This window comes from Streptomyces sp. S465 (assembly GCF_026898115.1).
GTDB lineage: Bacteria > Actinomycetota > Actinomycetes > Streptomycetales > Streptomycetaceae > Streptomyces > Streptomyces luomodiensis.
In genome coordinates, this window is record NZ_CP114036.1 from 7,738,018 (window position 1) to 7,759,887 (window position 21,870).

Consider the following 21,870-nt stretch of genomic DNA (forward strand, 5'->3'; position numbering starts at 1 on the left):
ACGAGAAGGCCCCGGCCGCATGGCCGGGGCCTTCTCGTGCGGTTGCGGCCTTACGCGGCCCTATGCGTCGTACAGATCGGCCTTCTTCGGGGCCGCCTCCTGGATCTGGCCGCTGAGCGCCAGCGAGCGGTTGCCGAAGCGCTCGGTGTCCACGCCGTGGCGCTTGAGCACCCCGATGGCCGCCTCATGGACCACCCGCAGCACCGGGGTGGCGGCGCGCAGGGCATCGTCCGCCATGAACCGGTGCCGCCACGGCTTGTCCGCCCAGGCATGCCGCAGACCGAACGGCTCGGGCAGGACCAGCTTGCCGCCCAGGTGGTCCAGGATCGGCGGGTACCAGGTGAAGGGGGCGCGCGCGGCCAGCCGCACCACCTCCTTGGCGTTCACCAGCGGCAGCGGGATGGACTTGGTCTCCCAGAACCGGATCGGCTTGGCGACGGTCTTGCTGGGCGCCGAGGGCTTGCTGGTGAACATCGGGTGCACCGGCCCCAGGGCGTGCCCGGTGACCTCGATCCGCAGCGTCTTGTGCAGCAGGGTCACCGTGATCATCAGCGTGATCACCAACTGGCCGTCCCAGAGCACGAACTGCACACCCAGATAGTGCCGGTCACCGGCGCCGAACTGCTGTGTGTCGCAGATCCGCTGGAGGTCCACGCCCTTTATCTGGAAGCCCTCCTCCTCGGAGGTGCCGCCGCGCGAGACCGACTTGGCCCCCTCACCGATCGGCGAGACCACCCAGTGGCGCACGGAAGGCGGCGGGAAGCCGCCGGTGTGCAGCGGGGTACGCTCCAGCATGCGCAGCTGGTCATGGATCGCCCGTATGACGTCCCAGCTGCGGAAGGGGTCGATCTCCTTGTCCGGATCGGCCGAGACCAGGTCCTCGGCCAGCTGCCAGCTGCCCCAGCGGGTGCCCATGCCCAATATGCCCTTGGGGCCGGCGTAGAAGACCACATTGCTGTGCTGCTCGGCGGTGAGCTTGTGGAGCGACTTGCGCAGCTCCTCGGCGGCGGTCTGGCCCGGGTGGTTGGGCACCGTCTCGGGCACCTTGGCGCCTATGCCGCCGCCCGAGAGCAGCCCGCCCCAGGCGTCCCGGAGCTCCTTGGCGGTGCGCTCGCAGATCTGCTTGGCGATGTACCAGCCGATCACCGGGGCGACCACGACGCCCCGCAGATAGATCCCCCAGAAGCCGCTGAAGGGCAGTTTGATCAGGAAGATCAGGACCATGATGCCGAGCGCCAGCAGCAGCGCCGTGCCGAGCGCCCCCATCCGCTTGTCCTGGGCCCCGGCGACCGAACGGCGCAGCTGGAAGGCGCCGAGCCAGAGCAGCGTCCCGGGCAGGAACAGCAGCCCGAAGATCACCATGACGGCGGTGAGCCGCGCGTCCCGGGTCTTGCGGATGCGGTTGGCGGCCAGACAGTGCTCGACGACCGTCTGCGGCTCCATGCCGAAGGACTGGATCACCTGGCCCCGGCCGCCGCCGAGCATTCTCGTCTGGACGGCGCGCGCGAACGCCTCGCCCAGATTCGGCTCGAAGAGCGACATCCTCGGGGCCTTGACCTCCGAGACGGTCCACTCCGAGTTGGCCTCGAGCAGCTTTGCCACGGGGTCGTCGCGGTAGGCGGCCGAGGCGAGTGCCTGGGTCGCCGCCGTCTGTCCCGCCGCCCCCGAGAGGGGAACCTGCGCCCCGGGACTGAAATCGAATCCGTCCGTCACCAACGCCCCCAATACGGCACGCTCTTGCGCTGCGACCTCAGCGTATCCGGGGTGTGCACCGCCTGTCGCCAGGGCGTGTGCGGCCTGTGGAAAACCCTGGTGGAGAAAACGGTCCGGGAAAGCCGGCGGCGGAGGTCCACCCGCCCCGGCGCGTCCGGGGCGGGCGGAACCGTGACGTACGCCACGGAGGGGCCGTGAACTACGCCACGGCGGCGACGTGAACTACGCCTCGGCGGCGACGTGTTCGCGCATCCGCTCGGCCAGCTGATGGGGCATCGGCTCATGCCGGGCGTAGGAGCGGCTGAACCGTCCCGTGCCATGCGACAGCGATCGCAGATCGACCGCATACCGACCGATCTCGATCTCCGGCACATCCGCCTTGATCAAGGTCTGTCCACGGCCGGACTGTTCGGTGCCGACGACCCGGCCGCGCCGCCCGGACAGATCGCTCATCACGGCGCCGACGTAGTCGTCCGAGATCAGCACGCCCAGCTCCACCACCGGTTCCAGCAGGTCGATCCGGACGTCGGCGGCCGCCTCGCGCAGCGCGAGCGCACCCGCCGTCTGGAAGGCCGCGTCGGAGGAGTCCACCGAATGCGCCTTGCCGTCCAGCAGCGTGACCCGCACGTCGACCAGCGGGTAGCCGGCGGCGACGCCGCGCGCCGCCTGGCCGCGCACGCCCTTCTCGACGGACGGGATGAACTGCCGGGGCACCGCGCCACCGACGACCTTGTCCACGAACTCGATGCCCGAGCCCTCCGGCAGCGGCTCGACCTCGATCTCGCAGATCGCGTACTGCCCGTGCCCTCCCGACTGCTTGACGTGACGGCCGCGCCCGGCGGACTTCGCCGCGAAGGTCTCGCGCAGCGAGACCTTGTACGGCACCGCGTCCACCTGGACGCCGTACCGGCTGCGCAGCCGCTCCAGCGCCACATCCATATGCGCCTCGCCCAGGCACCACAGCACCACCTGGTGGGTGTCCGGATTCTGCTCCAGGCGCATCGTCGGGTCCTCGGCGACCAGCCGGGACAGGCCCAGCGACAGCTTGTCCTCGTCCGGTTTGCTGTGCGCCTGGATGGCCACCGGCAGCAGCGGATCGGGCATCTGCCAGGGCTCCATGAGGAGCGGCTGGTTCTTGGCCGAGAGCGTGTCCCCGGTTTCGGCGCGGGTCAGTTTGGCCACGCACGCCAGATCGCCCGCGATGGCCTGGGCGAGGGTGCGCTGCTGCCTGCCGAACGGCGTGGACAGGGCGCCGACCCGCTCGTCCACATCGTGGTCCTCATGACCGCGGTCCTCCAGACCGTGTCCGGACACATGCACCGTCTCGTCGGGGCGGAGCGTGCCGGAGAAGACCCGCACCAGCGAGATCCGGCCGACATACGGGTCGGAGGAGGTCTTGACGACCTCGGCGGCCAGCGGACCGTCCGGATCGCACACCAGCGGCGGGCGCGGCGCGCCCTGCGGGGTGGTGACGGCGGGCGCCTCGCGCTCCAGCGGGGTGGGGAAGCCGCCGGTCATCAGATCGAGCAGTTCGGTGGTGCCCAGGCCCTGTTTGGACCCCTCGGCTGCGGGCGCCGCCGCGAGGACGGGGTGGAAGCTGCCGCGTGCTACGGCCTTCTCCAGGTCCTCGATCAGCGTCTTGACGTCGATCTCCTCGCCGCCGAGGTAGCGGTCCATGAGGGTCTCGTCCTCGCTCTCGGCGATGATCCCCTCGATGAGCCGGCCGCGGGCCTCCTCGACCAGCGGCAGCTGGTCCTCCCGGGGCGGCGATTCGGTGCGCACCCCCGAGGAGTAGTCGAAGACCCGCTGGGTGAGCAGCCCGATGAGCCCGGTCACGGGGGCGTGCCCGTCCGGCCCCGGCGCGCCCCGCAGCGGCAGGTACAGCGGCAGCACGGCGTCGGGGTCGTCGCCGCCGAAGCTCTCCCGGCACAGCTCGGTCATCTCCTCGAAGCCGGCGCGGGCCGCCTCCAGGTGTGTGATCACGATGGCGCGCGGCATCCCGACCGCGGCGCACTCGTCCCAGACCATGCGGGTGGCCCCGGTGATGCCCAGGGCGTCCTGGGCGGCCGAGACGACGAAAAGGGCCGCGTCCGCCGCTCGCAGACCGGCCCTGAGTTCCCCGACGAAATCGGCGTAGCCCGGGGTATCCAGGAGATTGATCTTGATCCCGTCCCATTCGACGGGGACCAGGGACAGCTGGATCGAACGCTGCTGCCGGTGTTCGATCTCGTCGTGGTCCGAGAGGCAGCCGCCGTCCTCGACCCTGCCCGCCCGGTTGACCGCGCCCGTCGCCAGCGCGAGGGCCTCCACCAGCGTCGTCTTTCCGGTCCCGCTGTGGCCGACCAGAACCACATTCCGCAGGGAGCTGGGCCGGTCGGCCGCCACTGCCCTTCCGGCGGCCCCTGGGTGTGTACTCGTCTTGTCGCCCATGTGTCTCGCCTCCCGGTCGACACCTTGCGATACTTCGAGCTTTCCACCGCCGTAACGGTGCGTCCATACGTCGCACATCCGGCCGTACCACGCATGGGGCCCCGAAGCTGTCCGACAGGTGCACGGCGGCCCACCCGGGCGTGGCTACGATGGGCGCGCCGGTGGCCCCTTGACCATCCGGCCCGTTTCGACCCCCCGGGAAGGTCATGCTGAACAAGTACGCGCGTGCGTTCTTCACGCGTGTTCTCACACCGTTCGCCGCCCTGCTCATCCGCCTCGGGGTCAGCCCCGACGTGGTGACCCTCACCGGCACCGCCGGCGTCTGCGCGGGCGCACTGGTCTTCTATCCCCGGGGGGAGTTCTTCTGGGGCACGGTCGTCATCACGCTGTTCGTCTTCTCCGACCTGGTCGACGGCAACATGGCGCGGCAGCTGGGGCGCTCCAGCCGCTGGGGCGCGTTCCTGGACTCCACGCTGGACCGGGTCGCGGACGGCGCGATCTTCGGCGGTCTGGCGTTGTGGTACGCGGGCCGGGGGGACGACAATGTGCTGTGTGCGGTGACGATCTTCTGCCTCGCCAGCGGCCAGGTGGTGTCGTACACCAAGGCCCGCGGTGAGAGCATCGGGCTCCCGGTGAACGTCAACGGGCTGGTGGAGCGCGCCGAGCGACTGGTGATCTCGCTGGTGGCCTGCGGCTTCTCGGGCCTGCACGCGTTCGGCGTGCCGCATATCGACATCCTGCTCCCGATCGCGCTGTGGATCGTGGCCGTCGGCAGCGCGGTGACCCTCGTCCAGCGGGTGGTGACCGTGCGCCGGGAGGCCGCCGAGGCGGAGGCCGAGGAGCGGACGGTGCCCCAGGGGGGCGAGACGCGGTGAGGGACAGGCTGACCGACGCGCTGTACGGGCTCGGCTGGAGCACGGTCAAGAAGCTCCCGGAGCCGGTCGCGGCGCGCCTCGGTCAGCGCATCGCCGACCAGACGTGGAAGCGGCGCGGCAAGGGCGTGCTGCGTCTGGAGGCCAATCTGGCGCGCGTGGTCCCGGACGCCTCGGCGCGGCGGCTCGCGGAGCTGTCCCGGGCGGGCATGCGCTCGTACCTGCGCTACTGGATGGAGTCCTTCCGGCTGCCGGTGTGGAGCCCGGAGCGCATCCGGGGCGGCTTCGACGTCAAGGACGTGCACTATCTGGTGGACGGCCTCGCCGCGGGCCGGGGCGTGGTCCTCGCGCTGCCGCACATGGGCAACTACGACCTCGCCGGGGCCTGGGTGACCACGCATCTGAAGGTGCCCTTCACCACGGTCGCCGAGCGGCTGAAGCCGGAGTCGCTGTACGACCGGTTCGTGGCCTACCGCGAGGGGCTGGGCATGGAGGTGCTGCCGCACCAGGGCGCGAGCGCCTTCGGGACGCTGGCCCGGCGGCTGCGCTCGGGCGGTCTGGTGTGCCTGGTCGCCGACCGCGATCTGTCGGCCTCCGGGGTGGAGGTGTCGTTCTTCGGCGAGCGGGCGAAGATGCCGGCCGGGCCCGCCGCGCTCGCCCTCCAGACCGGTGCCCTGCTGCTGCCGGTGACCCTCTGGTACGACGAGTCGCCGGTGATGCGCGGCCGGGTGCATCCGCCGGTCGAGGTGCCCGCGGACGGGAACCGCGCGGAGCGGATCGCCGTCATGACCCAGGAGGTGGCCTACGCCTTCGCCTCCGGGATCGCCGAGCACCCGGCGGACTGGCACATGCTGCAACGGCTGTGGCTGGCGGACCTGGAGCACGGATCCGGACGTTCGGGACGTCCTGGACCCTCCCGAAGGGAGAAGCCGTGAGGATCGGGATCGTCTGCCCGTACTCCTGGGACGTCCCCGGCGGCGTCCAGTTCCACATCCGCGATCTGGCCGACCACCTGATCCGGCGCGGTCACCAGGTCTCCGTGCTGGCCCCCGCGGACGACGAGACGCCGCTGCCGCCGTACGTGGTCTCCGCCGGGCGCGCCGTGCCGGTGCCCTACAACGGCTCGGTGGCCCGGCTGAACTTCGGCTTCCTGTCGGCCGCGCGGGTGCGCCGCTGGCTGCACGACGGCGCCTTCGACGTGATCCACATCCACGAGCCCACCTCGCCCTCCCTGGGGCTGCTGGCCTGCTGGGCGGCCCAGGGGCCGATCGTCGCGACGTTCCACACCTCCAATCCGCGCTCCCGGGCCATGATCGCCGCCTATCCGATCCTCCAGCCGGCGCTGGAGAAGATCAGCGCGCGCATCGCGGTCAGCGAGTACGCGCGGCGGACGCTGGTGGAGCACCTCGGCGGTGACGCGGTCGTCATCCCCAACGGCGTCGATGTGGACTTCTTCGCCGACGCCGAGCCGAAGGAGGAGTGGCAGGGGGACACGATCGGCTTCATCGGCCGGATCGATGAGCCCCGTAAGGGGCTGCCGGTGCTGATGCGCGCCCTGCCGAAGATCTTCCAGGCCCGGCCGGGGGCACGGCTGCTGGTCGCCGGGCGCGGCGACGAGGAGGAGGCCGTGGCCGGTCTGCCGGGGCCGCTGCGGGAGCGCGTCGAGTTCCTGGGGATGGTCAGCGACGAGGACAAGGCGCGGCTGCTGCGCAGCGTGGATGTCTACGTCGCGCCCAATACGGGCGGCGAGAGCTTCGGCATCATCCTCGTCGAGGCGATGTCGGCGGGCGCCGCGGTCCTCGCCAGCGATCTGGACGCGTTCGCGCAGGTGCTGGACGGGGGAGCGGCGGGTGAGCTGTTCGCCAACGAGGACGCCGACGCCCTGGCGGCGGCCGCGGTGCGGCTGCTGGGCAACCAGGAGCGGCTGGCCGAGCTGCGCGAGCGGGGCAGCCGGCACGTACGGCGCTTCGACTGGTCGACGGTCGGGGCGGACATCCTCGCGGTCTACGAGACGGTGACGGACGGGGCGGCGTCCGTGGCCGCCGACGAGCGCACGCGGCTGTGGACGCGCCTGGGGCTCGCCCGGGACTAGCTGAACGATGCGTCTGGGGCCGGCGGCCTGCGCCGGGACCGGCCGGACGCTCCGGGGCTCGCGTCGGGACCGGCCGGACGCTCCGGGGGCGTCGCGTGGGACCGCCGGGTCCCGGGGCCCGTGCCGGGACTGGCGGGAGTTCCCGGACGGGGCGCTGCGCGGGACCGACGGGATCTCGCGCGGTGGGGCCGGACCACCGTGCCGTACGCGGCCGCGCCGAGCCGCCGCGGCTCAGGGCTTCGCCCCGTCCGGCGGGCGCGGCAGGCGGTAGCGTGGCGGGCCGTGAGCACCTTGATCTGGATCGCGGTGGCCCTGGTCGTCATCGCCGTCTATCTGAGCTGGACCGCCGGACGTCTCGACCGGCTGCACAGCCGTCTGGACGCGGCGCGGGCCGCCCTCGACGCACAGCTGCTGCGGCGTGCCTCCGTCGCGCAGGAGCTGGCCACCGCCGGAGTGCTGGACCCGGCCGCCTCGATGGTGCTGTACCAGGCCGCGCACGCCGCCCGGCAGGCCGAGGAGGAGCACCGCGAGGTCGCCGAGAGCGAGCTGAGCCAGGCGCTGCGGGCCGTCTTCGAGGACAGCGCACAGGCCGAGGCGGTACGGCAGGCGCCGGGCGGTGAGGACGCGCTGGGGGAGCTCACGGAGGCGGTAAGGCGGGTGCCGATGGCCCGGCGGTTCCACAACGACGCGGTGCGCGCCGCGCGGGCGCTGCGCCGCCATCGCACGGTGCGCTGGTTCCGGCTGGCCGGCCACGCGCCCTTTCCGCTCGCCTTCGAGATGGACGACGAGCCCCCGCCGGCCCTCGGGCGGGTGCCGGACACCGAGGAGCCCGAGCGCGGAGGCGAGCCGCACACCGACTGAAGAGTCCCCGGGCCCTGGTGCCTTAGGTGCTTGCGTGCCTTCCGTGCCTGCGTGCCTGTGTGCCTTCCGTGTCTGCGTGCCTTCCGTGTCTGCGTGCCGTCCGCGCTTTCCGCGCGCCGGGGAGGCCCCGGGCGCTTCGAGCCACCGGCCTCCGATTGGCCCTTGCCGCGCCGTGCCCCGACCCGCTTTTGTCATTCGTGTAACACACACGCTTGAGACCTGGACCAGATGGCCGGGTCATGTACCGGCATCGAACAGCCCTACGATGGGTTCATCGCACTTTTCATTACCGAGTGAGGTCAAACCGTGTCCATCACGCCCGCCAGCACGTCCAACTCCGAGGCCCCCGCGACTGGCACCGCCCGCGTCAAGCGCGGTATGGCCGAGCAGCTCAAGGGTGGCGTGATCATGGACGTCGTCACCCCCGAGCAGGCCAAGGTCGCCGAGGACGCCGGTGCCGTCGCGGTCATGGCCCTGGAGCGGGTGCCCGCCGACATCCGTAAGGACGGCGGCGTGGCCCGGATGTCCGACCCGGACATGATCGAGGGCATCATCAACGCCGTCTCCATCCCGGTCATGGCGAAGTCGCGGATCGGCCACTTCGTCGAGGCCCAGGTGCTCCAGTCGCTCGGCGTCGACTACATCGACGAGTCCGAGGTCCTCACCCCCGCCGACGAGGTCAACCACAGCGACAAGTGGTCCTTCACCACCCCGTTCGTCTGCGGCGCCACCAACCTGGGCGAGGCGCTGCGCCGGATCGCCGAGGGCGCGGCGATGATCCGTTCCAAGGGCGAGGCCGGTACCGGCAACGTGGTCGAGGCGGTGCGCCACCTGCGCCAGATCAAGGGCGAGATCGCCCGGCTGCGCGGTCTGGACAACCACGAGCTCTACGCCGCCGCCAAGGAGATCCGCGCCCCGTACGAGCTGGTCGCCGAGGTCGCGCAGACCGGCAAGCTGCCGGTCGTGCTGTTCTCCGCCGGCGGTGTCGCCACCCCGGCCGACGCCGCGCTGATGCGCCAGCTCGGCGCCGAGGGCGTGTTCGTGGGCTCCGGCATCTTCAAGTCGGGCGACCCGGCCAAGCGCGCCGCCGCGATCGTGAAGGCCACCACCTTCTACGACGACCCCAAGGTCATCGCGGACGCGTCCCGGAACCTCGGCGAGGCCATGGTCGGCATCAACTGCGACACCCTCCCCGAGTCCGAGCGGTACGCCAGCCGCGGCTGGTAACCGGCGCCCGCACGGCACCACCTGGCACCACGCGTCCCGGCGTCCGGCCCGGCGCGTGGTGCCCCTGACGTCCGAGAGGTCTTCGCTTCCGTGACTACGTCGTCCACGTCCACCTCCGCCCCCGTGATCGGTGTGCTCGCCCTCCAGGGCGATGTGCGCGAACATCTCGCCGCGCTCACCGCGGCCGGGGCCACGGCCCGGCAGATCCGCCGTCCCGAGGAGCTCGCCGAGGTCGCCGGCCTGGTGATCCCCGGCGGCGAGTCGACCACCATGTCCAAGCTCGCGGTCGTCTTCGGGCTGCTGGAGCCGCTGCGCGAGCGGGTCCGGGCCGGACTGCCGGTGTACGGTACCTGCGCGGGCATGATCATGCTCGCGGACAAGATCCTCGACGGCCGGGACGACCAGGAGACCATCGGCGGCATCGACATGATCGTGCGCCGTAACGCCTTCGGCCGTCAGAACGAGTCGTTCGAGGCCGAGATCGACGTCCAGGGCATCGAGGGCGGCCCGGTCGAGGGGGTCTTCATCCGCGCGCCGTGGGTCGAGTCCGTGGGCGGCGGTGCCGAGGTGCTCGCCACGTTCGACGGGCACACCGTCGCCGTCCGGCAGGGCAACGTCCTGGCGACCTCGTTCCACCCCGAGCTGACCGGCGACCACCGGGTGCACCAGCTCTTCGTGGAGATGGTGGGGCGCGCGTAGCGCTCGGCCGAGGGTGGTGGGAGACGGGAGGGCAGTGCGCGCCACGGGCTGAGCCTGTCCCGGTAGGATCTCAGGCGTTCGTACAGCAATGGGTTACGCGAAGGAGACAGGCGGATGTCCGGCCACTCTAAATGGGCTACGACGAAGCACAAGAAGGCCGTGATCGATGCCAAGCGCGGCAAGCTCTTCGCGAAGCTGATCAAGAACATCGAGGTCGCGGCCCGGATGGGCGGTGCCGATCCGGAGGGCAACCCGACGCTCTTCGACGCCATCCAGAAGGCGAAGAAGCAGTCGGTTCCGAACAAGAACATCGACAGCGCGGTCAAGCGCGGTGCCGGTCTCGAGGCCGGTGGCGCCGAGTACGAGACGATCATGTACGAGGGCTACGGGCCCAACGGCGTGGCCGTGCTCATCGAGTGTCTGACCGACAACCGCAACCGCGCCGCCTCCGACGTCCGCGTCGCGATGACGCGCAACGGCGGTTCGATGGCCGACCCGGGCTCCGTGTCGTACCTCTTCAACCGTAAGGGCGTCGTCATCGTCCCCAAGGGCGAGCTCTCCGAGGACGACGTGCTGGGCGCGGTGCTGGACGCGGGCGCCGAGGAGGTCAATGACCTCGGTGAGTCCTTCGAGGTCATCAGCGAGGCCACCGACCTGGTCGCGGTCCGTACCGCGCTCCAGGACGCGGGCATCGACTACGACTCGGCCGACGCCAACTTCGTGCCCACGATGCAGGTCCAGCTCGAGGAAGAGGCCGCGCGCAAGATCTTCAAGCTGATCGACGCACTCGAGGACAGCGACGACGTGCAGAACGTCTTCGCCAACTTCGACGTCTCCGACGAGGTCATGGCCAAGGTGGACGCCTGACGCCTGACGCCTGACGCCCGATCGGCGCGGCGGCCGGCAACTGCGACGGGTCGGCGGGGCACCACCCCACCGGCCCGTCGGCGTTGTCGGCCGGTGTTGTCGGCGGCAGCCGCTAGCCTGCCGGAACAGGTGACCGAAACCCGGTGAGGGGAGGGGCGCGGTGCGCGTGCTGGGCGTGGACCCGGGGCTGACCCGATGCGGCGTCGGTGTGGTCGAGGGGGTCGCGGGCCGCCCGCTGCGGATGCTCGGCGTCGGCGTCATACGGACCGGGGCGGACGCCGCGATCGGCGACCGGCTCGTCCTGATCGAGCGCGGCATCGAGGAGTGGCTGGATGTCCACCGGCCCGAATGCGTCGCCGTGGAGCGGGTTTTCAGCCAGCACAATGTGCGCACCGTCATGGGCACCGCCCAGGCCAGTGCCGTCGCGGTGCTGTGCGCGGCCCGCCGCGGGCTCCCGGTCGAGCTGCACACCCCCAGCGAGGTCAAGGCGGCCGTGACCGGCTCCGGGCGCGCCGACAAGGCGCAGGTCGGCTCGATGGTGACGCGGCTGCTGCGGCTGGACGCACCGCCCAAACCGGCCGACGCCGCCGACGCCCTGGCGCTCGCCATCTGCCATATCTGGCGGGCCCCCGCGACCAACCGCCTCCAGCAGGCCGTCGCCGCCCACCGCACCACGAGCACCGCACGCCCCTCGGGCACCACGAGCACCGTGCGCACCACGAAAGGCCGTATCTCATGATCGCGTTCGTCTCCGGTCCGGTGGCGGCCGTCGCCCCGGACACCGCCGTGATCGAGGTCGGCGGGGTGGGCATGGCGGTCCAGTGCACCCCGGCCACCCTGTCCGGGCTGCGCGTCGGCGAGCAGGCCCGGCTGGCCACCTCCCTCGTCGTCCGCGAGGACTCGCTGACCCTCTACGGCTTCGCCGACGACGACGAGCGCCAGGTCTTCGAGCTGCTCCAGACCGCCAGCGGGGTCGGTCCCCGGCTGGCCCAGGCCATGCTGGCCGTGCACTCCCCGGACGCGCTGCGGCGCGCGGTGTCCACCGGGGACGAGAAGGCGCTCACCGCGGTCCCCGGCATCGGCAAGAAGGGAGCCCAGCGGCTGCTGCTGGAGCTCAAGGACCGGCTCGGCGAGCCGCTCGGCTCCGCCGTGCCCGGCGCCCGCTCCGCGCCCGCCCCCGGCTGGAGCGATCAGCTGCACACCGCGCTGGTCGGCCTCGGCTACGCCACCCGGGAGGCCGACGAGGCGGTCGCCGCCGTCACCCCGCAGGCCGAGGAGACGGTGGCCGCGGGCGGCACGCCCCAGGTGGCCCAGCTGCTGCGGGCCGCCCTCCAGACCCTGAACCGCACACGGTGAGCCACCGCCGGCGCGGCAGGCCGCGGCCGGCGGCACCACTCCAGACGACATCGCGAGGCGAAACGCAGTGAACTGGGACGAGACCGCACCGGCAACCGCCGACGACGCCCCGCCCGGCGCGGGCCGGCGGCTGCTGGGCGCCGACGCCGACGGCGACGACCAGGCGGTGGAGGCCGCGCTGCGCCCCAAGGACCTCGGCGAGTTCGTCGGGCAGGAGCGGGTGCGCGAGCAGCTGGACCTGGTGCTCAAGGCGGCCCGGCAGCGCGGCGGCACCGCCGACCACGTGCTTCTCTCCGGCGCGCCCGGACTGGGCAAGACCACCCTCTCCATGATCATCGCAGCCGAGATGGGTGCCCCGATCCGGATCACCTCCGGCCCGGCCATCCAGCACGCCGGCGATCTGGCCGCGATCCTGTCCTCCCTCACCGAGGGCGAGGTGCTCTTCCTCGACGAGATCCACCGGATGTCCCGGCCCGCCGAGGAGATGCTCTACATGGCGATGGAGGACTTCCGCGTCGACGTCATCGTCGGCAAGGGGCCCGGTGCCACCGCCATCCCGCTGGAGCTGCCGCCGTTCACCCTGGTCGGCGCCACCACCCGGGCCGGGCTGCTGCCGCCCCCGCTGCGCGACCGCTTCGGCTTCACCGGCCATATGGAGTTCTACGCCCCGGCCGAGCTGGAGCGGGTCCTCCACCGCTCCGCCGGGCTGCTGGACGTGACCATAGAGGCCGAGGGCGCGGCCGAGATCGCGGGCCGCTCCCGCGGCACCCCCCGGATCGCCAACCGTCTGCTGCGCCGGGTGCGCGACTACGCCCAGGTCAAGGCGGACGGCCTGATCACCCGCGAGATCGCCGCCAGCGCCCTCGCCGTGTACGACGTGGACGAGCGCGGCCTGGACCGGCTGGACCGGGCGGTGCTCAGCGCTCTGCTCAAGCTCTTCGGCGGCGGCCCGGTGGGCCTGTCGACCCTGGCGGTCGCCGTGGGGGAGGAGCGTGAGACGGTGGAGGAGGTCGCCGAGCCCTTCCTGGTCCGGGAGGGGCTGCTGGCCCGCACCCCCCGGGGACGGGTCGGCACCCCGGCGGCCTGGGCCCATATGGGACTCACCCCACCGCAGCAGGCCGCCGGCGGCGGTCAGGCGGGCCTGTTCGAGGCATAGCGACGCCTAAGCGCTCGCTTACCCGGCATCATGGCGTAGAGGACCAATAATGGCGGGGTCAGGAACCCCGGTACCGCGCCGGGCGTTGTTCCATTGGCGTGGGCTCGCTTAGACTCCGCCGATGCCGTCCGTATGCCGTCCGCTCACTGTGCGGTATACCCACCCCCGTAGACCAGGCCGCTCCCCGCGGTCGTGTGAAGGAATTTCCGTCCCGTGAATATCGTGACTCTCCTGCCGTTCATCGTGCTTATCGGGGCCATGTTCCTGATGACGCGTTCGGCCAAGAACAAGCAGCGCCAGGCCCAGCAGATGCGCGAAGAGATGCAGCCGGGCAGCGGCGTGCGGACCATCGGCGGCATGTACGCGACGGTCAAGGAGGTCCACGACGACACGGTCCTCCTCGAGGTGGCCCCCGGCGTCCACGCGATCTACGCGAAGAACGCGGTGGGAGCCATCCTCCCGGACGACGAGTACAACCGCATCGTGCACGGCATCGACCCCGATGAGGACGCCACCGAGACCCCTGTCGTACCCGACGACGCCTCCTCGCTGACCGAGGCCGCCGACGCCGACGGCGACGCCCCCGCCGACAAGGCCGGCGAGGCCGACGAGAAGGCCGGGACGACGGACGCCAAGAAGATCGACCTCGGCAAGGACGACGCCCCCGCGGCGGACGCCTCCGGGGACGACAAGCGGGACGGCGGCACCGACGCGAAGTAAGTCCGTCACCCGGGAACCGCGGCACGCCCCGATCGGCGCGCCGCGGTTCCCTGGGACGGTCCAGGCTCCGGCGGGGCTCGTCCCCACAAGACTTCGTGGCCGCCCGGCGCACACCCGATGCCGGGCGGTTGGACAGGGAGATACGAGAAGGTGGCAGCACCGAAGAAGGGCCGCAGGTCCTCAGGGTCACAGGGCAGGCCAGGGCGCGCCTTGGCCGTCATCCTGATCGCCATCGTGGGCCTGACCGCGGGGATGTTCGCCTCCGGTCACACCACGCCGCGACTGGGTATCGACCTCGCGGGCGGCACCAGCTTCACGCTGGAGGCCAAGAACCAACCGGGTAAGCCCAACGCGATCAACTCGGACAACATGAACACCGCCGTGAGCATCATCGAGCGGCGGGTCAACGGTCTGGGCGTGTCCGAGGCCGAGGTCCAGACGCAGGGCGACAAGCACATCATCGTGAACATCCCCAAGGGGACGAACGCGAAGCAGGCCCGGCAGCAGGTCGGCACCACCGCCCAGCTCTACTTCCGGCCGGTGACGACGACCACCAGCGGCGAGAAGACCCCCGAGCCCAGCTCCACCCCCAGCCCGTCCAGCAGCGCCGGCGGCAAGGGCGACAACAAGAGCTCCGGCAAGGACGACAAGGCATCCGGCACACCGTCGGCGTCGTCCTCGGCGTCCTCTTCCGCCACCGCCAGCCCCCAGGGGCGGGCCCTCTCCGAGGGCCTGAAGGCCGATAAGGCGCCCAGCGACAGCCCCTCGCCGACGAAGACCCCGAAGGCCGACGAGTCCACCAGCCCCTCGGACTCCACCAGCCAGGACGACCTGACCAAGCAGTTCCAGAACCTGGACTGCACCACCAAGGCGGGCCGCGCCGCGGCGGCCGAGAAGGCGGCCAACGCCAAGCCGACCGACTCCGTGCTGGCCTGTAGCGAGAAGGGCGACGCCAAGTTCATCCTGGCCCCCTCCGAGGTCGAGGGCACCGACGTGGACGACGCCTCGGCGGTCTTCGACAGCCAGAACGGGGCGGGCTGGATCGTCCAGCTCGACTTCAACGGCAAGGGCTCCAAGAAGTTCGCCAAGACCACCGGTGAGCTCACCAGCAAGACCTCCCCGCAGAACCGCTTCGCGATCGTCCTGGACGGCGCGGTCGTCTCCGACCCCGAGGTCACCCAGGGCGCCATCACCGGCGGCCGGGCCACCATCTCCGGCGGCTTCACCCAGCAGAGCGCCGAGAACCTGGCCAACGTGCTGTCCTACGGTGCGCTGCCGCTGTCCTTCGACATCGCCGACGAGACCACCGTCTCCGCCGCGCTCGGCGGTGAGCAGCTGGAGGCCGGTCTGATCGCCGGCGCCATCGGCCTCGCGCTCGTCGTGGTCTACCTGGTCGTCTACTACCGCGGCCTCGCCCTGGTGGCCATGGCCAGCCTCGGTGTCTCGGCGATCCTGACGTACACGATCATGGTGCTGCTCGGCCCGGGTATCGGCTTCGCGCTGAACCTCCCGGCGGTCTGCGGTGCGATCGTGGCCATCGGTATCACCGCCGACTCGTTCATCGTCTACTTCGAACGGATCCGCGACGAGATCCGGGAGGGCCGCTCGCTGCGCCCCGCCGTCGAGCGCGGCTGGCCGCGTGCCCGGCGCACCATCCTGGTGTCCGACTTCGTGTCGTTCCTGGCCGCCGCGGTGCTCTACATCGTCACCGTCGGCAAGGTGCAGGGCTTCGCCTTCACCCTGGGGCTGACCACGCTGCTCGACATCGCCGTGGTGTTCCTCTTCACCAAGCCGCTGATGACGATCCTCGCCCGCCGTCCGTTCTTCGGGAACGGCCACTCGTGGTCCGGTCTGGACCCCAAGCGCCTCGGGGTCAAGCCACCGCTGCGCCGTCGCCGTCCCGCCGCCCCCGGCCCCGCCGACACGAAGGAGGCGTGAGATGTCGCGACTCGGCACTCTCGGCGCCAGGCTCTACCGAGGCGAGGTCGGCTACGACTTCGTCGGCAAGCGGAAGATCTGGTACGGCGTCTCGATACTGATCACCATCACGGCCATCGTGGGCCTGGCGGTGCGCGGCCTGAACATGGGCATCGAGTTCTCCGGCGGCGCGGTCTTCACCACCCCCAACAACACCAAGGTCTCCGCCTCCGATCTGCGCCAGGCGGCCGAGAAGGCGGCCGGCGACCACACCGTCGTGGTCCAGGAGCTGGGCCGCGGCGGCGTGCGGATCCAGATCAGCGAGCTGGACACCAAGGAGGCCCTGCCGGTCCAGGAGGAGCTCGCCAAGGAGCTGCACGTCACCACCAGCAAGATCGACACCCAGCTGGTCGGCCCGAGCTGGGGCGAGCAGATCGCCAGCAAGGCGTGGCAGGGTCTGGCGATCTTCATGGTGCTGGTCGTGATCTACCTCGCCATCGCCTTCGAATGGCGGATGGCGCTGGCCGCCCTGATCGCGCTGATCCACGACCTCACCATCACCGTCGGTGTCTACGCGCTGGTCGGCTTCGAGGTCACCCCGGGCACGGTGATCGGTCTGCTGACGATCCTCGGCTACTCGCTCTACGACACCGTCGTGGTCTTCGACGGTCTCAAGGAAGCGTCGAAGGACATCACCAAGCAGACCCGCTTCACCTACAGCGAGGTCGCCAACCGCAGCCTCAACTCGACCCTGGTGCGGTCCATCAACACCACGGTCGTGGCGCTGCTGCCGGTCGGCGCGCTGCTGTTCATCGGCGGCGGTGCGCTCGGCGCCGGCATGCTCAACGACATCTCGCTGGCGCTCTTCGTCGGCCTCGCCGCCGGTGCGTACTCCTCGATCTTCATCGCGACCCCGCTGGTCGCCGATCTGAAGGAGCGCGACCCGAAGATGAAGGCGCTGGCCAAGCGGGTGAAGGCCAAGCGCGCCGCCGCGGCCAAGGCCGAGACCACCGACCCGACGGCCGAGGAGGACGACGCGCGCGACCTGGAGGACGCCGCGGCGGCCCCCGCCGGGGTCGTCGGCCAGCGCCGCCAGCCCGCCTCCCGTAACCGGGGCCGCGGCCGGCCCTCGGGCAAGCGGCGCTGAGCGGGAAGGGCGAGGGGACACCCAGATGACAGAGGCAGAGGTGACACAGACCCCGGCAGGCAGTCCGGACGGCTTCGGCGGCGGCGCCGCCGAGGAGCTGCGCGCGCTGCTGCTCAGCCGGATCCAGGACGTGCCGGACTACCCCGAGCCGGGCGTGATGTTCAAGGACATCACCCCGCTGCTCGCCGACGCCGCCGCCTTCGGCGCGCTGACCGAAGCGCTCGCCGAGCTGTGCGTCCGCCACCGGGCGGACAAGGTGGTGGGCCTGGAGGCGCGCGGCTTCATCCTCGCCGCCCCGGCCGCCGTCCGCGCCGGAATCGGCTTCGTACCGGTCCGCAAGGCCGGCAAGCTCCCCGGCGCCACGCTCGGCCAGGCGTACGAGCTGGAGTACGGCACCGCCGAGATCGAGATACACGCCGACGCGCTGGAGCCGGGTGACCGGGTGCTGGTGATCGACGACGTGCTGGCCACCGGCGGTACTGCCGAGGCCTCCCTCCAGCTCATCCGGCGGGCCGGCGCCCAGGTCGCCGGGGTCGCCGTGCTGCTGGAGCTCGGCTTCCTCGACGGCCGCGGCCGGCTGCTGGGCGCGCTCGACAGCGCCCCGCTGGAGGCCCTGATCACGGTCTGAGCAGGATCCGGGCCCGCGCACCGGGCCGGGACGACCGCCGGAGGGCGGGGACGGCGCACCGCCGGGTCCCCGCCCTCCGTCATGTCCGCTCATGCCCGCGTCCTGCCCCCGCTTCACGGTCGGGAGGCAAGCGGAGTGGCGGGATCGATACCATGGCAGCCCGACCTCCTGAGGTCCGGACCGCTTGAGGAGTGCCCTTGCCAGACGAGGCCCAGCCGCTCTCGCCCAAAGTCCGTCCGGGCGGAACCCCCTCCGCACAGCCGGACGCGCCCACCGCCGCCGAGCCGACGGCGGCCCCAGGCGTGTCCAACAACGGTGGCGGCGGCCCGGCCCGGCGCGGCCCCGAGCAGACGAACCCCAAGCCCGCTCCTGGCCGCGGCAGCGCCCTGCCCGCCACCACGCCCCCCGCGCGCCCCGTGCAGAGCCCCGCCCCCCGCACCGGCTCGTCCAACCGCGTCCGGGCCCGCCTGGCGCGCCTGGGCGTCCAGCGCTCCAGCCCGTACAACCCGGTGCTGGAGCCGCTGCTGCGCATCGTGCGGGGCAACGACCCCAAGGCGGACGCCTCGACGCTGCGCCAGATCGAGCGCGCGTACCAGGTGGCCGAGCGCTGGCACCGCGGCCAGAAGCGCAAGAGCGGCGATCCGTACATCACCCACCCCCTCGCGGTGACCACGATCCTCGCCGAGCTGGGTATGGATCCGGCCACCTTGATGGCCGGGCTGCTGCACGACACCGTCGAGGACACCGAGTACGGCCTGGACACCCTGCGCCGTGACTTCGGCGATCAGGTCGCCCTGCTCGTCGACGGCGTCACCAAGCTGGACAAGGTCAAGTTCGGCGAGGCGGCCCAGGCCGAGACCGTGCGCAAGATGGTCGTCGCCATGGCCCGGGACCCCCGGGTGCTGGTCATCAAGCTCGCCGACCGGCTGCACAACATGCGCACCATGCGCTATCTCAAGCGGGAGAAGCAGGAGAAGAAGGCCCGAGAGACCCTCGAGATCTACGCCCCGCTCGCCCATCGCCTGGGCATGAACACGATCAAGTGGGAGCTGGAGGACCTCGCCTTCGCGATCCTCTACCCCAAGATGTACGACGAGATCGTGCGGCTGGTCGCCGAGCGGGCCCCCAAGCGCGACGAGTACCTGGCCGTCGTCACCGACCAGGTGCAGAACGATCTGCGGGCGGCCCGGATCAAGGCGACCGTCACCGGCCGGCCGAAGCACTACTACTCCGTCTACCAGAAGATGATCGTGCGCGGCCGGGACTTCGCCGAGATCTACGACCTGGTGGGCATCCGGGTGCTCGTCGACACCGTCCGCGACTGCTACGCGGCGCTCGGGACCATCCACGCGCGGTGGAACCCGGTGCCGGGGCGGTTCAAGGACTACATCGCGATGCCCAAGTTCAACATGTACCAGTCGCTGCACACGACGGTCATCGGACCCAGCGGCAAACCGGTCGAGCTCCAGATCCGCACCTTCGACATGCACCGCCGCGCCGAATACGGCATCGCCGCGCACTGGAAGTACAAGCAGGAGGCGGTGGCCGGTGCCTCCAAGGTGCGCACCGATGTGCCCCGCCGGGCCGGCAAGGACGACGCCATCAACGACATGGCGTGGCTGCGGCAGCTGCTGGACTGGCAGAAGGAGACCGAGGACCCGGGCGAGTTCCTGGAGTCCCTGCGCTTCGACCTGTCCCGGAACGAGGTCTTCGTCTTCACCCCCAAGGGCGATGTCATAGCGCTGCCGGCCGGGGCCACCCCGGTCGACTTCGCCTACGCCGTGCACACCGAGGTCGGCCACCGCACCATAGGCGCCCGGGTCAACGGGCGGCTGGTGCCGCTGGAGTCCACCCTCGACAACGGCGACCTGGTGGAGGTCTTCACCTCCAAGGCGGCGGGCGCCGGGCCCTCCCGCGACTGGCTGGGCTTCGTCAAGTCGCCGCGCGCCCGTAACAAGATCCGCGCCTGGTTCTCCAAGGAGCGCCGCGACGAGGCCATCGAACAGGGCAAGGACGCGATCGTCCGGGCGATGCGCAAGCAGAACCTGCCCATCCAGCGCATCCTGACCGGGGACTCGCTGGTCACCCTCGCCCATGAGATGCGCTACCCGGACATCTCCGCGCTCTACGCGGCCATCGGCGAGGGCCATGTCTCCGCGCAGAACGTGGTGCAGAAGCTGGTCCAGGCGCTCGGCGGCGAGGAGGCGGCCAACGAGGACATCGCCGAGACCGCCCCGCCCATCCGCAGCCGCGCCAAGCGCCGCTCCAGCGCCGATCCGGGCGTCGTGGTCAAGGGCGTGGAGGACGTGTGGGTCAAGCTGGCCCGCTGCTGCACGCCGGTCCCCGGCGACCCCATCATCGGCTTCGTCACCCGCGGCAGCGGCGTCTCCGTGCACCGCGCCGACTGCGTCAACGTGGACTCGCTCTCCCAGCAGCCCGAGCGCATCCTCGAGGTCGAATGGGCGCCCACCCAGTCGTCCGTCTTCCTGGTCGCCATCCAGGTCGAGGCGCTGGACCGGTCCCGGCTGCTGTCGGACGTCACCCGGGTGCTGTCCGACCAGCACGTCAACATCCTCTCCGCGGCCGTGCAGACCTCCCGCGACCGGGTCGCCACCTCGCGCTTCACCTTCGAGATGGGCGACCCCAAGCACCTGGGCCACGTCCTGAAGGCCGTGCGCGGCGTCGAGGGCGTCTACGACGTCTACCGGGTCACCTCGGCCCGCGCCCGCTGAGCCTCGGCCCGCGGCCCGCTGAGCGCGCGTACGACGGCGGCCCCCGACGCCTCGCGCCGGGGGCCGCCGCCGTATCCCATGTCGGCCGGGTGGGGTCAGCCGCCGAACTCCTGGAGCCCCTTCAGCGCCTGGTCCAGCAGCGCCTGGCGGCCCTCGAGCTCCTTGGAGAGCTTGTCGGCCTTCGCGTTGTTCCCCGCCGCGCGGGCCGCGTCGATCTGGGCGCGGAGCTTGTCGACGGCGTCCTGGAGCTGGCCGGTGAGCCCCTCGGCGCGGGCCCGCGCCTCCGGGTTGGTCCGCCGCCACTCCGCTTCCTCGGCGTCCTGGATGGCGCGCTCCACCGCGTGCATCCGGCCCTCGATCCGGGCGCGGGCGTCCCTCGGCACATGGCCGATGGCCTCCCACCGCTCGTTGACCGACCGGAAGGCCGCGCGGGCCGCCTTCAGGTCCGAGATCGGCAGCAGCTTCTCGGCCTCGACGACGAGCTCCTCCTTACGGGTGAGGTTCTCCCGCTGCTCGGCGTCGCGCTCCGCGAAGACCTCGCTGCGCGCCTGGAAGAAGATGTCCTGCGCACCGCGGAAGCGGTTCCACAGGTCCTCCTCGGCCTCGCGCTGCGCCCGGCCCGCGGCCTTCCAGTCCGTCATCAGCTCCCGGTACCGGGCCGCGGTCGGACCCCAGTCGGTGGAGCCGGAGAGCGCCTCGGCCTCGGCGACCAGCTTCTCCTTGGTCTGACGGGCCTCCTCGCGCTGGGCGTCCAGCGCCGCGAAATGCGCCTTGCGCCGCTTGGAGAACGCCGAGCGGGCGTGCGAGAAGCGGTGCCACAGCTCGTCGTCGGTCTTGCGGTCCAGGCGGGGCAGCCCCTTCCAGGTGTCCACCAGGGCACGCAGCCGCTCCCCGGCCGCCCGCCACTGCTCGCTGGCGGCCAGCTGCTCGGCCTCGGCGACCAGCTCCTCCTTGGCCCTGCGGGCCTCGTCGGCCTGGACCGCCTTGGCCGCCTTGCGCTGCTCGCGGCGGACCTCGACCTGCTCGGCGAGCTTGTCGAGCCGCTCCCTGAGCGCGCCCAGATCGCCCACCGCGTGGTGCTCGTCGACCTGGTGCCGGATGTGATCGATGGCCGTCGTCGCGTCCTTGGCCGACAGGTCGGTGGTCTTGACCCGGCGCTCGAGGAGGTCGATCTCGACGACCAGACCGTCGTACTTGCGCTCGAAGTAGGCGAGGGCCTCTTCCGGCGATCCCGCCTGCCACGACCCGACGACCCGCTCACCGTCGGCCGTACGCACGTACACGGTCCCCGCCTCGTCGACGCGGCCCCAAGGCTCGCTGCTCACAGCGCCTCCTCCACATGATGCCGGGGCGGGCGCGCGGCCCGTGGGCATCGTCCACAGTTTCTTCCGGCCGGGATACGCCCGGCCGGTCTCACAGCAGGATGGCGGCCACCAGGGGCAGGCACCCTACA

At 71.5% G+C, this 21,870-nt stretch carries 18 protein-coding genes; 15 read left to right on the forward strand and 3 right to left on the reverse strand.

Annotation, left to right across the window (positions count from 1 at the left end; translation table 11 throughout):
- Positions 1-60: 60 nt before the first annotated feature.
- Together N6H00_RS32860 and N6H00_RS32865 are read right to left on the reverse strand one after the other, a co-directional pair.
- Positions 61-1,713, reverse strand: a complete 1,653-nt coding sequence (locus N6H00_RS32860; RefSeq protein WP_268975460.1) for a hypothetical protein — start codon at positions 1,711-1,713, stop codon at positions 61-63.
- 222 nt (positions 1,714-1,935) lie between these two features.
- A complete protein-coding gene (locus tag N6H00_RS32865; protein ID WP_268975461.1) occupies positions 1,936-4,143 on the reverse strand; it encodes an elongation factor G-like protein EF-G2 in 2,208 nt (735 codons plus the stop codon).
- A 206-nt stretch (positions 4,144-4,349) separates the two neighbouring features.
- Between N6H00_RS32865 and pgsA the strand changes: the two genes are divergently transcribed.
- The 15 genes from pgsA (at position 4,350) to N6H00_RS32940 (ending at position 20,417) form a co-directional block, all read left to right on the forward strand.
- A complete protein-coding gene (gene pgsA / locus N6H00_RS32870; RefSeq protein ID WP_268975462.1) occupies positions 4,350-5,018 on the forward strand; it encodes a phosphatidylinositol phosphate synthase in 669 nt (222 codons plus the stop codon).
- Positions 5,015-5,950 carry a phosphatidylinositol mannoside acyltransferase gene (locus N6H00_RS32875; RefSeq protein ID WP_268975463.1) on the forward strand — a complete coding sequence of 312 codons (936 nt, stop codon included), beginning with the start codon at positions 5,015-5,017 and terminating at the stop codon, positions 5,948-5,950. Before pgsA ends, N6H00_RS32875 begins: the two co-directional genes overlap by 4 nt.
- Entirely contained in the window at positions 5,947-7,107 is a 1,161-nt protein-coding gene (locus N6H00_RS32880) for a glycosyltransferase family 4 protein (protein ID WP_268975464.1), read from the forward strand. Before N6H00_RS32875 ends, N6H00_RS32880 begins: the two co-directional genes overlap by 4 nt.
- Positions 7,108-7,389: 282 nt before the next feature.
- Positions 7,390-7,968, forward strand: a complete 579-nt coding sequence (locus N6H00_RS32885; RefSeq protein WP_268975465.1) for a hypothetical protein — start codon at positions 7,390-7,392, stop codon at positions 7,966-7,968.
- A gap of 306 nt (positions 7,969-8,274) precedes the next feature.
- Positions 8,275-9,195 carry a pyridoxal 5'-phosphate synthase lyase subunit PdxS gene (gene pdxS / locus N6H00_RS32890; protein ID WP_268975466.1) on the forward strand — a complete coding sequence of 307 codons (921 nt, stop codon included), beginning with the start codon at positions 8,275-8,277 and terminating at the stop codon, positions 9,193-9,195.
- A gap of 90 nt (positions 9,196-9,285) precedes the next feature.
- On the forward strand, positions 9,286-9,894 hold the full coding sequence (gene pdxT / locus N6H00_RS32895) for a pyridoxal 5'-phosphate synthase glutaminase subunit PdxT (protein ID WP_268975467.1): 609 nt from the start codon (positions 9,286-9,288) through the stop codon (positions 9,892-9,894).
- A gap of 114 nt (positions 9,895-10,008) precedes the next feature.
- Positions 10,009-10,761, forward strand: a complete 753-nt coding sequence (locus tag N6H00_RS32900; RefSeq protein WP_268975468.1) for a YebC/PmpR family DNA-binding transcriptional regulator — start codon at positions 10,009-10,011, stop codon at positions 10,759-10,761.
- A gap of 160 nt (positions 10,762-10,921) precedes the next feature.
- Positions 10,922-11,500: a crossover junction endodeoxyribonuclease RuvC gene (ruvC, locus tag N6H00_RS32905; RefSeq protein ID WP_268975469.1), complete on the forward strand. Its 579-nt coding sequence runs from the start codon at positions 10,922-10,924 to the stop codon at positions 11,498-11,500.
- Positions 11,497-12,117, forward strand: a complete 621-nt coding sequence (ruvA, locus tag N6H00_RS32910; RefSeq protein ID WP_268975470.1) for a Holliday junction branch migration protein RuvA — start codon at positions 11,497-11,499, stop codon at positions 12,115-12,117. Before ruvC ends, ruvA begins: the two co-directional genes overlap by 4 nt.
- A gap of 67 nt (positions 12,118-12,184) precedes the next feature.
- Positions 12,185-13,273 carry a Holliday junction branch migration DNA helicase RuvB gene (ruvB, locus tag N6H00_RS32915; RefSeq protein ID WP_268975471.1) on the forward strand — a complete coding sequence of 363 codons (1,089 nt, stop codon included), beginning with the start codon at positions 12,185-12,187 and terminating at the stop codon, positions 13,271-13,273.
- 213 nt (positions 13,274-13,486) lie between these two features.
- Positions 13,487-13,993, forward strand: coding sequence for a preprotein translocase subunit YajC (gene yajC, locus N6H00_RS32920; RefSeq protein WP_268975472.1), 507 nt, complete (start codon positions 13,487-13,489; stop codon positions 13,991-13,993).
- 150 nt (positions 13,994-14,143) lie between these two features.
- A complete protein-coding gene (gene secD / locus N6H00_RS32925; protein ID WP_268975473.1) occupies positions 14,144-15,931 on the forward strand; it encodes a protein translocase subunit SecD in 1,788 nt (595 codons plus the stop codon).
- Position 15,932: 1 nt separating this feature from the next.
- Complete coding sequence (gene secF / locus N6H00_RS32930) at positions 15,933-17,057, forward strand: protein translocase subunit SecF (protein ID WP_268975474.1); 1,125 nt, start codon at positions 15,933-15,935, stop codon at positions 17,055-17,057.
- A 25-nt stretch (positions 17,058-17,082) separates the two neighbouring features.
- Positions 17,083-17,685, forward strand: a complete 603-nt coding sequence (locus tag N6H00_RS32935) for an adenine phosphoribosyltransferase (protein WP_268975475.1) — start codon at positions 17,083-17,085, stop codon at positions 17,683-17,685.
- Between the two features lie 197 nt (positions 17,686-17,882).
- Positions 17,883-20,417 carry a RelA/SpoT family protein gene (locus N6H00_RS32940; RefSeq protein WP_268975476.1) on the forward strand — a complete coding sequence of 845 codons (2,535 nt, stop codon included), beginning with the start codon at positions 17,883-17,885 and terminating at the stop codon, positions 20,415-20,417.
- 95 nt (positions 20,418-20,512) lie between these two features.
- On the opposite strand, the gene N6H00_RS32945 is transcribed toward N6H00_RS32940, so the two are convergent.
- Positions 20,513-21,742, reverse strand: coding sequence for a DUF349 domain-containing protein (locus N6H00_RS32945; protein WP_268975477.1), 1,230 nt, complete (start codon positions 21,740-21,742; stop codon positions 20,513-20,515).
- Between the last annotated feature and the right edge of the window lie 128 nt (positions 21,743-21,870).